This window comes from Bordetella sp. BOR01, from assembly GCF_019218885.1.
Lineage (GTDB): Bacteria > Pseudomonadota > Gammaproteobacteria > Burkholderiales > Burkholderiaceae_B > Bordetella_A.
Window position 1 is genome coordinate 1,544,103 of record NZ_JAHUWT010000001.1, and the last position, 12,511, is coordinate 1,556,613.

Consider the following 12,511-nt stretch of genomic DNA (forward strand, 5'->3'; position numbering starts at 1 on the left):
TTCAACGACAAAGGACTTCTCATGAAAATCGGCAAGGAAACCGTGCCTCGCACGTCGATCTGCACGTCCGACGAACACACCATCGTGGTGCGTGGCGCCGACCTGTGCCAGGACCTGATCGGCAAGATGGACTTTGGCGACTACTTCTACTTGCTGGTTACCGGGCGCCGTCCGGACGCGGCCGCCAGCGCGGTACTGAACGCCACGCTGGTGGCTATTGCCGAGCACGGGCTGGTGCCCAGCGTGCAGGCCAGCCGCATGACGCTCGCCGCCGCGCCCGATGCGCTGCAAGGCGCCGTGGCGGCGGGCATCCTGGGCTGCGGCTCGGTGATCCTGGGCGCGTCGGAAACGGCCGGGCGCCTGTTCCATGAAATCGAGGCGCGCGCGGGCCAGGGCGGCGATATCGCCGCGGCGGCGGGTGCGGTGGTGGGCGAATACCGCGCGGCGCGGCGTGCCATTCCCGGCTATGGGCATCCGCTGCACAAAGACCGCGATCCGCGTGTGGCGCGCCTGTTCGAAGTGGCGCGCGGCAGCGGGGCCGGCATGCAGTACGTGGCTATTGCCGAGGCCGTGGAGCAAGTGATTCCCGACCTCGTGGGCAAGGACCTGCGGCTCAATGTCTCGGCGGCGATCCCGGCCGTGCTGCTGGGCATCGGGTTTCCCTTGCCAGCGCTGAAAGGTGTGCCGATACTGGCGCGCGCGGCCGGCCTGATCGCCCACCTGACCGAAGAACAGGAAGCTCCCATAGGCTTCGCGCTGTCGTACCAGGCCACGCGCGAATTGCAGTACCAAGGTGAAGTACCCCCGGGGTTCGGGACGGCGCAGCCATAGCGCCGGCATACCCGGCGCGCCGCCGCGGTGCGCCGCATACATCAATCACAAGGAGAGACAACCATGAAACCGCTCAACCTGCTTTTCCGTCAGGGCCACGTGCGCCGCGGCTTGCTGGGCGCCGTGCTGGCCGCGGCCCTGGGGCTGGCCTGCGCGCCTGCCCAGGCCGCCGCGTTTCCTGATCATCCAGTGCGCATGGTGGTGCCGTTCGGGCCCGGTACCACCACCGACACGATCGCGCGCATTGTTGCCGAGGCCATGGCCAAGCCATTGGGCCAGCAGGTCGTGGTGGAAAACAAGTCGGGCGGCGGCGGCACCATTGGTACCGCACAGGTCGCGCGCGCCGCGGCTGATGGCTATACGCTGGTCATGGGAACGGTGGGCACGCATGCCATCAACCAGGCGTTGTACAAGAACCCCGGCTACGATCCGGTGAAAGATTTCGCGCCTGTGGCGTTCGTGGGCCAGACGCCGACTTTCCTGGTCACGGGCAGCGGATCGGGCATCCAGTCGTTGAAAGACCTGGCTGCCGCCGCGGCGAAGTCGCCCGGGGTGGCTTTTGCGTCGGCCGGCAGCGGCACGTCGGGCCACCTGGCCGGCGAACTGCTCAAGGCGCGGCTGGGCGGCGAAATGCTGCATGTGCCCTACAAAGAAGGCGGCCTGGCCGTATCCGATGTGATGTCGGGCCAGGTGCAATTCATGTTCTATCATCCCGCCGCGGTATTGCCGCACATTCAGGCAGGCAAGCTGCGCGCGCTGGGGGTGTCCAGTGCGCGCCGCAGCAGCGCCGCGCCCGATGTGCCCAGCATTGCCGAACAGACCGGCAGCGATTTCGACCTGGTGGCGTGGTTCATGCTGTACGCGCCCGACGCCACGCCTGAACCGGTGCTGGCGGTGCTGCGCAAGGCGGCGCAAGAGGCCTTGACCGACCCGCAGGTGCTCAAGCGCCTGAGTGGCCAGGGCGTGGAACCCGGCGGCGAGTCCACCCGCGACTTGCCCGGGTTCGAGCAGGCAGAGATCGCCAAATGGTCGGACCTGGTGCAGAAGTCTGGCGCGCAGGTGAACTAAGGCGGGTCCGCATCCGCGCCTACTGCGTCAGCGTGGAAATGAATGCCGCGGTGCGCGGATCGCGCGGGCGGGTAAACAGTTCTGACGAAGCGCCGGATTCCACCACGCGGCCTTCTTGCAGAAATACCGCTTCGCGCGAAATGGCGGCAGCCAGGCGCAGATCGTGGGTGGCCATCAACATGGTCATGCCTTCGGTGGCCAACTGCTTCAGGACGTCGACCACTTCGGCCGCCAGGCCCGGATCCAGCGCCGAGGTCGGTTCGTCGCACAGCAGCACGCGCGGCGAAGGGGCCAGGGCGCGGGCAATGGCCACGCGCTGTTGCTGGCCGCCCGACAGGTTCAGCGGCCAGGCGTCGGCCTTGTCCTGCATGCCCACCTTGGCCAGCAGTTCCTGGGCGCGCTCGCGGGCACGCGGCTTCGGCCATTTCTGCACGGTGACCAGGCCTTCCATGACGTTGTCGATGACTGTCTGGTGCGGAAAGAGCTGGAAGTTCTGGAACACCATGCCGGTCTGCATGCGCACCCGCTGGATGGCGTCGCGTTCGGGCCTGCGGCGCGGTTCGAACTGCATGGTCTCGTTGCCCAGCCGCAGCGTGCCGCCTTCGGGGATTTCCAGCAGGTTCACGCAGCGCAGCAGGGTGCTCTTGCCGCTGCCGGATGGGCCGATCAGCGCGGTGACGCTGCCTTCGGCTATGGCGACATCGACCTTGTCCAGGACGTGGTTGTCGCCGAAGAATTTGTCGATCTGCGTCAGCGAGATCATCGGTTCCTCTCGGAAAACACCGCATGCTGGCCGAAGCGACGTTCCAGGCGCACTTGGGCGGCCGACAGCGCCGAGCTGAATACCAGGTAGATCAAGGCGGCCTCGGTGTACAGGATCAGCGGTTCATAGGTGACCGCGGCGATGCGCTGGGCGGCCTGGAAAATCTCGGGCACCGTCAGCACGGCCGCCAGCGAGGTGTCCTTGACCAGCGAGATGAATGAGTTGGCCAGCGGCGGCACGGCCACGCGCGCCGCCTGGGGCAGCACGGTGCGCCGCATGGCCTGGCCGCGCGTCATGCTGAGCGAATAAGCGGCTTCCCATTGGCCTTTCGATATCGATTCGATGGCGCCGCGGATGACTTCCGAGTTGTACGCGCCCACGTTCAGCGTGAAGCCGATCAAGGCCGCCGGCAAAGGGTCGAGCACGATACCCACGCTGGGCAGCCCGTAGAAGATCACGAACAACTGCACCAGCAGCGGCGTGCCGCGGATCAGCCATACATAGAAGCGCACCAGGGCCACCAGCGGGGCCGGCCCGAACAGCCGGATCAACGCCACCACGAAGGCCAGCACCAGCCCGCCGGCGAACGACAGCAGAGTCAGCGGCACGGTGAACACCAGCCCCGCATGCAGCAGGGGCCAGAACGAATCGATCATCAACTGCAGCCAGGCGGGCACGATGGCGTGGGTTCCTTGGGTTCGAGTCTCGAAAGATGAGGAAGGCTAGCGCCTACTGCGCGGCAAGGTCGGTGCCGAAGTACTTGACCGAGATGTTCTTGTAGGTGCCGTCTGCCTTGATATCGGCCAGCGCCTTGTTGATGGCATCGCGCAATTCGGGGTTGCCCTGGCGGATCAAGACGCCCGATTCGCTGAATTCGGCGCTCTTGTCGCTGTCGACGATCTTCACCTTGGCGGTGGGCTTGTGCTTTTTGAAGTCCAGGAACGACAGGTTGTCGTTGATGGTGGCGTCGACGCGGCCCGAGGTCAGCAGGTCGATGCTTTCATTGAAGCCTTGCACCGCCACCACCTGGGCGCCGTATTTCTGCGCCAGCTTGCCGAAGTTGCTGGTCAGCGTGTTGGCCGAGCGCTTGCCTTTCAGGTCGCCGAAGCTCTTGATGTCCGTATTGTCATCGCGCACGATCAGCACCGCCTGCGAAGCGATATACGGATCCGAGAAGTCGTACTTGGCCTTGCGTGCATCGGTGATGCCCACCTGGTTGATGACGGCGTCGTAGCGCTTGACGTCCAGGCCGGCGATCAGGCCGTCCCATTTGCCTTCGACGAATTCTGCCTTGACACCCAGGCGCTCGGCGATGGCGCGGCCGATTTCAACGTCGAAACCGGTGAGCTTGCCCGAGGCGTCGTGGTACGTGAAAGGCGCGTATGTGCCTTCGGTGCCGATCTTGAAGACGCCGGCCGATTTGATGGCGGCCAGGCCGTCTTGCGCGTGGGCGCCGGCAGCCACGGTCAGTTGCAGCAGGCCGGCCAGCAGGATCGAACGTAGGGGTTTCATGATGATGCTCCAGTGGATGTCGTCAAGGGCATGAGGGCGGCCTTGTGAGCCGCCCACAGCAATGGATAGGGCACTGTAACAAGCTGCCTATTTTTCCACAAAGCATAAGGAATCTTAAGAATATTCCTTTTTGTTATTTGCGGCCCCAGCCCTGGGCGCCGGGTTTCAGCGCGCGCGCAGCAGCCGCAGGCCGTTGGCCACCACCAGCAGGCTGGCGCCCACATCGGCAAAGACGGCCATCCACAAGGTGGCGTGCCCGGTGGTGGCCAGCACCAGGAACACGACCTTGATGCCCAGCGCCAGGCCGATGTTCTGCATCAGGACGCGATGGGTGGCGCGCGACAGCCGCACGAACTGGCCGATCTTGCGCAGGTCGTCGTCCATCAGTGCCACGTCGGCGGTCTCGATGGCCGTGCCGGTGCCGGCCGCACCCATGGCAAAGCCGATATCGGCGCGTGCCAGGGCAGGGGCGTCGTTGATGCCGTCGCCCACCATGCCCACCTTGCCGGATGTGCCCAGCTTGGCTTCTACCGCACGCAGCTTGTCTTCGGGCAGCAGATCGCCATGCGCCTCGTCGATACCGGCCTGCTGGGCCACGGCTTGCGCGGTGCGGGCGTTATCGCCGGTCAGCATCAGCGTGCGCACGCCCAGCCGATGCAGGGCGCCGACGGCTTCGGCGCTGCCCGGCTTCAGGGTGTCGGCCACCGCGGCCAGTGCCAGGACGCGGGTGCCGTCGGTCAGTGCGATGGCGGTCTTGCCCTGCTGTTCATAGGCTTGCATGCCGGCTTGCAGGTCGGGGGTGGCTACCCCCAATTCGCTCATCAGGCGCAGATTGCCCAAGTGCAGCGTCAATTCGCCGATGCGGCCGCGTACGCCGCGGCCGGGCAGGGCACTGAAATCCTGCACGTCCAGCAACGTGGCGGCAGCATCCTGGGCGGCATGGGCCTGTGCCACGGCACGCGACACGGGGTGGTCCGAGCGTGCGGCCAGGCTGGCCGCGAGCAGGGCGGCCGACCGCGCGGGCGGGTCGGCCAGCGTTTGCAGATCGGTGCATACCGGTTTGCCGTGCGTCAGCGTGCCGGTCTTGTCCAGCGCCAGCCAGGCCAGCTTGCGGCCTTCTTCCAGGTATACGCCGCCCTTGATCAGGATGCCGCGCCGCGCCGCGGCGGTCAGCCCGCTGACCACGCTGACCGGAGTGGAAATGACCAGCGCGCAGGGGCAGGCAATGATCAGCAGGGCCAGGGCGCGATAGACGGCGTCCAGCCAGGGTTGGCCCCACAGCAGCGGCGGCACCACGGCCACCAGCGCCGCCAGCGCCACCACTGTCGGCGTGTACACGCGCGAGAACCGGTCGATGAAGCGCTGCGTGGGCGCCCGTGCGCCCTGGGCCTGCTCGACGGCATGGATGATGCGGGCCAGTGTGGTTTCGCCCGCGGCGGCCGTGACGCGGTAGTCGAATGCCCCGTTGGTATTGACCGTGCCGGCATAAACCGTGTCGCCCACCGTCTTGTCCACCGGCAGGCTCTCGCCCGTGATGGCTGACTGGTCGACCGCCGAACTGCCTTCGGCCACGGTGCCGTCGGCGGCGATGCGTTCGCCCGGGCGTACCCGCACCCAGTCGTCATGGCGCAGTTGCGCCACCGGCACTTCGGCCCACGAGCCGTCGGCCTGGCGTGCGGTGGCGACTTGCGGCGCCAGGTCCAGCAGGTGGCGCACCGCGTGGCGAGCCCTGTCCAGGGCGCGCGCCTCGATCAGTTCGGCCACGTTGAACAGGAACATCACCATGGCCGCCTCTGGCCACTGGCCGATCAGCACGGCGCCGGTAACGGCGATGCTCATCAAGGCGTTGATATTGAGGTTGCCGTTGCGCAGCGCGATCCAGCCCTTGCGGTACGTGCCCAGCCCGCAGGCCAGGATCGAGGCCAGCGCCAGCACGGCGGCCACCGAAGTGGGCAGGGCGGCGAAATGCGCCGCTTCCGCCAGCACGGCCAGTATGCCCGCCGCCGCCAGCAAGTAGCGGCCGCGCCGCGGAGCGGCGGCCGGCACGGCGCCCGCATCGTCTTCTTGCGCCATGACTTCCGGGGTCATGTCCAGCGAGCGGATCGCCGCCACGACCCGGTCCAGCGCGCCCTCGGCATGCACCACCGTCAGCACGCGTTGCATCAGGTTGAAGTGCATGTCGTGCACGCCAGCCAGGTTGCCCAGTTTCTTGCGGATCAAGGTTTCTTCGGTGGGGCAGTCCATCTGGCCGATGCGCAGCCGCGCCAGGTGCTGGCCCGGGCCGGCCTGCAGTGGCGCGGTGCCGCTGCGTTCACCCGCGGCGGGGTGGTCATGATCTTGGTCGTTGCCGTGGTCGTGCCCACAGCAGACGGGGATATCGGAAACAGAAGACGGCATAGGGTGGATTCCAGTCTATGGAACGGGATTGGCCTTATTGCACACCCTGGAGTTACTATAGGGTCAAGGCGCCAAGCTGGCGCATTCCGACCGGAGGCAGCCATGAAAATCGGTGAACTCGCCAAGGCGGCCGGCACGACCGTCGAAACCGTGCGCTATTACGAAAAAGAGGGCCTGCTGCCCGCACCCGAGCGTGGCCTGAACAACTACCGCAGCTACGGCGCGGCGCACCAGGAGCGCCTGCGCCTGATCCGCAACTGCCGCGCGCTGGACATGACGCAAGAGGAAATACGCGCCATTTTGCAGCTGGCCGACAACCATCGGGCCGGCTGCGGGCCGATCAACGAGTTGTTCGACGAGCACATCGCCCATGTGGACGCCCGCATCGCCGAACTGGCGCAATTGAAGATTCAGTTGGCTGAACTGCGCCAGCGTTGCCTGTCGGCCAGGCCTGACACCGACGACTGCGGCATCTTGCACGGCCTGTCTGAAATGCAGGTGGAAGAACGCCCCGAGCGCCATACGCACCTGGGCTGAACGCACGGCGATGACCTTGGCCGGCGCGTGGGGATAGCCGGGCGGGCCGGCCTGCCTGGCGTATGATGAGAACGTTTCTCGAATAGATTGCAGGACCTATCCATTTCCATGACTGTTTCCCCCTTGCATGCCCTGACTTCCCGCCGTTCCATGAAATTCCTGCGGGCGCCCGCGCCCAAGCAGGAAGAACTGGACCAGATCCTGCAATCCGCCATGAGCGCGCCCGACCACGGCAAGCTGCGCCCCTGGCGTTTCGTGCTGATCCGTGGCGCGGCGATCGGCCGGCTGGCCGATCGCGCGCTGGATGCGGTCAAGCGCAGTGGCGATCCGCGCATGACGCCCGAAAAAGAAAAATCGGTGCGGCAATGGATGAGCGAAGTGCCGCTGTTCGTGGGCCTGGCCCAGAAGATCGACCACGACAATCCCAAGGTGCCCGAGCAAGAGCAATTGCTGGCCACGGGCGCTTCCGTCATGAACATCCTGAACGCCGTGCATATGCTGGGCTATGGCGCTTTCTGGAGCACCGGCATGGGTACTTACCTGGAAGAAGTGCAGGAGACCCTGGGGCTGGATGCGCTGGACTATCGCTTCCTGGGGTTCCTGGCGATCGGCACGCCGGCATGCGCGGTGCCCGAGGCCGACCGGCCGGACTACCGGGAGTTCGTCACGGAGTGGACTGGGCAATAAGGGAGTTCGCGCAGGGCGGCTGGCGTGAGCGGCCCTGCACGATTTTCTTCTGTCAAGCCGACGCGCCCCAAGCAGGCAAGAACACTGACGCCGCCACACCCCGATGCCAGAAGAACGATGAACCATCTCGTCCCTACACCGTAGCGTTCAGGCAGTCTCCGTCAGCACCCGCTGCGCCTCTTCACGCACGCGCTCCGGCGCAGTCCCCCCGATGTGCTTGCGGGCCGCCACCGAGCCTTCCAGCGTCAGCACCGCGTGCACGTCGTCGCCGATGCTGGGGTGATAGGCTTTCAGTTCGGCCAGCGACAGGTCGGCCAGGTCGCAGCCGCGCTGTTCGCAGTCGCGCACGGCATGGGCCACCACTTCGTGGGCGTCGCGAAATGGCAGGCCCTGCTTGACCAGGTAGTCGGCCAGGTCGGTGGCGGTGGCAAAGCCCTGCAGCGCCGCGGCGCGCATGTTGTCGGCCTTGACCTTGATGCCGCCGGCCATGTCGGCAAAGATGGTCAGCGTGTCGCGCACGGTGTCCACCGTATCGAACAGGCCTTCCTTGTCTTCCTGGTTGTCTTTGTTGTAGGCCAGCGGCTGGCCTTTCATCAGGGTCAGCAGGGCCACCAGGTGGCCGTTGACGCGGCCGGTCTTGCCCCGCGCCAGTTCGGGCACGTCGGGATTCTTTTTCTGCGGCATGATCGAGCTGCCGGTGCAGAAGCGGTCGGCCAGGTCGATGAAGCCCACCCGCGGGCTGATCCACAACACCAGCTCTTCAGACAGGCGCGAGACGTGGGTCATGATCAGCGCGGCGGCGGCGCAGAACTCGATGGCGAAGTCGCGGTCGGACACGGCATCCAGCGAATTGCGGCACACGCCGTCAAAGCCCAGGGTTTGCGCCACGCGTTCGCGGTCGATGGGGAAGCTGGTGCCGGCCAGGGCGGCCGCGCCCAGCGGCAAGCGGTTGACGCGCTTGCGGCAGTCGGCCAGGCGTTCGGCATCGCGGCCGAACATTTCGGCATAGGCCAGCAGGTGGTGACCGAAAGTAACCGGCTGGGCCACCTGCAGGTGGGTGAAGCCCGGCATGATGGTAGCGGCATTGTCCAGCGCCACGGTGGCCAGGGCATGGCGCAGTTGGCGCAGCAGGGCGATCAGGCCGTCGATCTCGGCGCGCAGCCACAGGCGGATGTCGGTGGCTACCTGGTCGTTGCGCGAACGGCCCGTGTGCAGGCGCTTGCCGGCGTCTCCTACCAGTTCGACCAGGCGTTTTTCGATGTTCAGGTGCACGTCTTCCAGGTCGAGCAGCCACTGGAAGGTGCCGGCGTCGATTTCCGACAGGATCTGGGTCATGCCGCGCTGGATATCGGCCAGGTCCTGGGCCGGGATGATGCCCTGGGCGGCCAGCATGTCGGCGTGCGCCAGCGATCCCTGGATGTCGTGGCGCGCCAGGCGCTGGTCGAAATCCACGGACGCGGTATAGCGCTTGACGAGTTCGGAAACCGGCTCGGAGAACCGGGCGGACCAGGCTTGCGCCTTGTTGGCGAACTGGTTTTGGTCGGAAGAGGGTGTTTTTGCCATGATGGGCGGAATTATAGGGCCAGGCCCGCGCCATGCCCGGGCGCGGCGCGACTTGTTGGATAATTCGGGCAGGCCATACGAAGGAGCCCGGCTTTGGCAATGGAATGGGAACGACTGGTAGTCCGGCTGGGGGAATACGTGCCGACCCAGGCCTGGGCACAGACCCTGGTAGGCATCGGCGCACTGGTGCTGACGGCGCTGGTCGCGCAGTGGGTGGGCGCGCGCATCGTGCTGGCCTGCGCGCACCGGCTGTTGGTGCTTACCGGCCGCGAAGACTGGGACAAGGCGCTGCACCGGCGCCGGGCGTATCACAACTTCTGGTATGCCGTGCCGTTTATCGTGGTGTCGATGGGCATCGGCCTGGTGCCGCACGCCGACCGGGCTGTCGCCGTCGTGGGGCGCCTGGCGCATGCCGCGGCCTGGATCTGTATTTTCATGGCGGTCAGCGGCGTGCTCAGCGCCTGGCAGGACACCTATTCGGCCACGACCCGGGCGCAGACCCGCTCCATCAAGGGCTACATCCAGATCGGCAAGCTGATGTTGATCGCCATCTGCTCGGTGCTGGTGCTGTCCATCTTGCTGGACCGCTCGCCGCTGTGGATGATCTCGGGCCTGGGCGCGCTGTCGGCGGTGCTGCTGCTGGTATTCAAAGATACATTGCTGTCGCTGGTGGCCAGTACCCAGTTGACCTCCAACGACATGCTGCGCATCGGCGACTGGATCGAAATGCCGCAGTCCAACGCCGACGGCTTCGTGCGCGACATCGCCCTGCATACCGTCAAGGTACAGAACTGGGACAACACCGTCACCACGGTGCCCACCTACAAGCTGTTTTCGGAAAGCTACCGCAACTACCGCCATATGTTCGAGTCCGGCGGGCGGCGCATCAAGCGCACCGTGCGGGTCGATGCCACCAGCGTGCGCTTCCTGACCGACGACGAGGCCGATCGCCTGATGCGCTTCCGGCTGCTGCACGATTACCTGGCGGCCAAGCAGTCCGACCTGCGCCAGGCCAACCTCGAATTGGGCGAAGAGCTGGCCCAGTTGCCGGCCAACCGGCGCCGGCTGACCAATATCGGCACCTTCCGCGCCTATGGGCTGGCCTACCTGAAGCGGCACCCCGAGATCCGCCAGGACATGTCCATGATGGTGCGCATGATGGAGCCCCAGTCCGACGGTATTCCCATCGAGGTGTACTGCTTCACTGCGCTGACGGCCTGGGTCGAATACGAACGCATCCAGGGCGATGTGTTCGACCACCTGCTGGCCATCCTGCCCGAATTGGGCCTGCGGCTGTACCAGCAGCCGTCCGGCGCCGACATCGGCGCCATGGGCGAGGGCCTGGGCCAGGCGCTGCGGCGCGACATCGCGCGCGAGCGGGCGCTGGACGGCGAGGGCGTCCGCCCGGCCCCGGGTCCGGACGCCGGCGCCGGCATGCGATAATTTTTGTCTGTCTTCAACCGATCTGGAACCGTCGTCCATGAGCGCTGCCCGGGTTGCCATTGCGCAAATCAATGCCTACGTAGGCGATATCAAGGGCAACGCCGCCCGCGTCCTGAAGGCCGCCCATGCGGCCCATGGCCAGGGGGCCGACGTGCTGGTCACGCCCGAACTGGTGCTGACCGGCTATCCCCCCGAAGACCTGCTGCTGCGCCCGCATTTCGTCGAAAGCCAGGAAGCCGCGCTGGAACAGTTGCGCCGCGACACCGCTGGCCTGGCGGGCCTGCACCTGCTGGTGGGGCACGTGCTGGCGCGCGACGGCAAGCTGTACAACGCGGCCACGGTGCTGTGCGAAGGCCGTGTAGTGGGCGTGTACTGCAAGCGCGAGCTGCCCAATTATTCGGTATTCGACGAACAGCGCTATTTTTCGGCCGACGACCAGCCCCTGGTGTTCGAGGTCAAGGGCGTGCGCTTTGGCGTGAACATCTGCGAAGACATCTGGTTCGGCCGCGCCCCGCAGGCTGCGGCGCAGGCCGGCGCGCAGGTGCTGCTGGTGCCCAATGCCTCTCCGTACAACACCGGCAAGCAAGACGAACGCCTGAACGTGGCGCGCCGCTGCGCGCAAGATACCGGCTGCGCCGTGATCTACGCCAACATGGTGGGCGGCCAGGATGAACTGGTCTTCGATGGCGCCTCGTTCGCGCTCGACGCGCAAGGCCAGCCGGCTGCCCGGCTGCCCGACTATGCCGAGGGCGTGAATGTGGTCGAGGCCGATAGTTCGGGCGCCATCCGCCCGGTGTCGCGGCATGCCGACGTTGCCCCCTATTGCCTGGAAGAGCAGGTCTGGAACGCGCTGGTGCTGGCGGTTCGCGACTACCTGGGCAAGAACGGTTTTCCGGGCGCTATCATCGGGCTGTCGGGCGGCATCGATTCCGCCGTGGTGCTGGCCGTGGCCGTGGATGCCCTGGGCGCCGGGAACGTGCGCACGGTGATGATGCCGTCGCGGTACACGGCCGATATTTCCCAGACCGACGCAACCGACATGGCGCAGCGGCTGGGAGTACGTCACGACGACATCGCCATCAGCCCGGCGGTCGATGCCTTCGAGACCATGCTGGCGCCGCAGTTCGCCGGCTTGCCGGTCGATGCCACCGAAGAAAACATCCAGGCACGGGTGCGCGGCACGCTGCTGATGGCGCTGTCCAACAAGACCGGCCACCTGGTGCTGACCACGGGCAACAAGTCCGAACTGACTACCGGCTACTGCACGCTGTACGGCGACATGGCGGGCGGTTTCGCGGTCATCAAAGACGTGCCCAAGACGCTGGTGTACCGCCTGGCCGAATGGCGCAACCGCGAACACGAGGTCATTCCGCGCCGCATCATCACGCGCCCGCCGTCGGCCGAGCTGCGGCCCGACCAGACCGACCAGGACAGCCTGCCGCCCTACGATATCCTGGACGGCGTCATGGAACGCTACATGGAACGCAACCAGTCGGCTGCCGAGATCGCGGCTGCGGGTTTTCCCCAGGCGGCGGTCGAGCAGGTCGTGCGCCTGATCCGCATCAACGAGTACAAGCGCCGCCAGGCACCGCCAGGGCCGCGCATTACGCCGCGCGCCTTTGGCCGGGATTGGCGCTATCCTGTTACCAACGGGTTCCGGGAAACCGTCTGAACCCCGCGCCGCCATTCGATCTATCTTCGGGACCAGAA

11 protein-coding genes are annotated in these 12,511 nt (G+C 66.2%); 6 read left to right on the forward strand and 5 right to left on the reverse strand.

Features of this window, described 5'->3' with window-relative positions:
* Positions 1-21 precede the first annotated feature (21 nt).
* Together KW845_RS07435 and KW845_RS07440 are read left to right on the forward strand one after the other, a co-directional pair.
* Positions 22-831, forward strand: a complete 810-nt coding sequence (locus KW845_RS07435; RefSeq protein ID WP_218368490.1) for a citryl-CoA lyase — start codon at positions 22-24, stop codon at positions 829-831.
* Between the two features lie 63 nt (positions 832-894).
* Positions 895-1,899 carry a tripartite tricarboxylate transporter substrate binding protein gene (locus KW845_RS07440; protein WP_218368491.1) on the forward strand — a complete coding sequence of 335 codons (1,005 nt, stop codon included), beginning with the start codon at positions 895-897 and terminating at the stop codon, positions 1,897-1,899.
* Positions 1,900-1,918: 19 nt separating this feature from the next.
* On the opposite strand, the gene KW845_RS07445 is transcribed toward KW845_RS07440, so the two are convergent.
* The 4 genes from KW845_RS07445 to KW845_RS07460 all read right to left on the reverse strand — a co-directional run bounded on the left by KW845_RS07445 (position 1,919) and on the right by KW845_RS07460 (position 6,571).
* Positions 1,919-2,662 (reverse strand): amino acid ABC transporter ATP-binding protein, encoded by a 744-nt coding sequence (locus tag KW845_RS07445; RefSeq protein WP_218368492.1) that lies wholly within the window; start codon positions 2,660-2,662, stop codon positions 1,919-1,921.
* Positions 2,659-3,339, reverse strand: a complete 681-nt coding sequence (locus KW845_RS07450) for an amino acid ABC transporter permease (RefSeq protein WP_218368493.1) — start codon at positions 3,337-3,339, stop codon at positions 2,659-2,661. The genes KW845_RS07445 and KW845_RS07450 overlap by 4 nt, the downstream gene beginning before the upstream one ends.
* A gap of 52 nt (positions 3,340-3,391) precedes the next feature.
* Entirely contained in the window at positions 3,392-4,174 is a 783-nt protein-coding gene (locus KW845_RS07455) for an amino acid ABC transporter substrate-binding protein (RefSeq protein WP_218368494.1), read from the reverse strand.
* Positions 4,175-4,339: 165 nt separating this feature from the next.
* A complete protein-coding gene (locus KW845_RS07460; protein ID WP_218368495.1) occupies positions 4,340-6,571 on the reverse strand; it encodes a cation-translocating P-type ATPase in 2,232 nt (743 codons plus the stop codon).
* Positions 6,572-6,673: 102 nt separating this feature from the next.
* Here KW845_RS07460 and cadR point away from each other — a divergent pair, with 102 nt between their 5' ends.
* Both cadR and KW845_RS07470 read left to right on the forward strand, forming a co-directional pair.
* On the forward strand, positions 6,674-7,108 hold the full coding sequence (cadR, locus tag KW845_RS07465) for a Cd(II)/Pb(II)-responsive transcriptional regulator (protein WP_218368496.1): 435 nt from the start codon (positions 6,674-6,676) through the stop codon (positions 7,106-7,108).
* Between the two features lie 108 nt (positions 7,109-7,216).
* Positions 7,217-7,795, forward strand: coding sequence for a nitroreductase (locus tag KW845_RS07470; RefSeq protein ID WP_218368497.1), 579 nt, complete (start codon positions 7,217-7,219; stop codon positions 7,793-7,795).
* 147 nt (positions 7,796-7,942) lie between these two features.
* On the opposite strand, the gene argH is transcribed toward KW845_RS07470, so the two are convergent.
* Entirely contained in the window at positions 7,943-9,358 is a 1,416-nt protein-coding gene (argH, locus tag KW845_RS07475) for an argininosuccinate lyase (RefSeq protein WP_218368498.1), read from the reverse strand.
* A gap of 99 nt (positions 9,359-9,457) precedes the next feature.
* Between argH and KW845_RS07480 the strand changes: the two genes are divergently transcribed.
* Positions 9,458-10,801 (forward strand): mechanosensitive ion channel family protein, encoded by a 1,344-nt coding sequence (locus KW845_RS07480; protein ID WP_218368499.1) that lies wholly within the window; start codon positions 9,458-9,460, stop codon positions 10,799-10,801.
* A gap of 37 nt (positions 10,802-10,838) precedes the next feature.
* A complete protein-coding gene (locus KW845_RS07485; RefSeq protein WP_218368500.1) occupies positions 10,839-12,473 on the forward strand; it encodes an NAD+ synthase in 1,635 nt (544 codons plus the stop codon).
* Positions 12,474-12,511 lie beyond the last annotated feature (38 nt).

Excerpts from the sequence above, each read along its gene's own strand:
- KW845_RS07485 (WP_218368500.1), top strand. The coding sequence starts at position 10,839 with ATGAGCGCTGCCCGGGTTGCCATTGCGCAAATCAATGCCTACGTAGGC.
- KW845_RS07445 (WP_218368492.1), bottom strand. The coding sequence starts at position 2,662 with ATGATCTCGCTGACGCAGATCGACAAATTCTTCGGCGACAACCACGTC.
- argH (WP_218368498.1), bottom strand. The coding sequence starts at position 9,358 with ATGGCAAAAACACCCTCTTCCGACCAAAACCAGTTCGCCAACAAGGCG.
- KW845_RS07460 (WP_218368495.1), bottom strand. The coding sequence starts at position 6,571 with ATGCCGTCTTCTGTTTCCGATATCCCCGTCTGCTGTGGGCACGACCAC.
- KW845_RS07470 (WP_218368497.1), top strand. The coding sequence starts at position 7,217 with ATGACTGTTTCCCCCTTGCATGCCCTGACTTCCCGCCGTTCCATGAAA.
- KW845_RS07455 (WP_218368494.1), bottom strand. The coding sequence starts at position 4,174 with ATGAAACCCCTACGTTCGATCCTGCTGGCCGGCCTGCTGCAACTGACC.
- KW845_RS07435 (WP_218368490.1), top strand. The coding sequence starts at position 22 with ATGAAAATCGGCAAGGAAACCGTGCCTCGCACGTCGATCTGCACGTCC.
- cadR (WP_218368496.1), top strand. The coding sequence starts at position 6,674 with ATGAAAATCGGTGAACTCGCCAAGGCGGCCGGCACGACCGTCGAAACC.
- KW845_RS07440 (WP_218368491.1), top strand. The coding sequence starts at position 895 with ATGAAACCGCTCAACCTGCTTTTCCGTCAGGGCCACGTGCGCCGCGGC.
- KW845_RS07480 (WP_218368499.1), top strand. The coding sequence starts at position 9,458 with ATGGAATGGGAACGACTGGTAGTCCGGCTGGGGGAATACGTGCCGACC.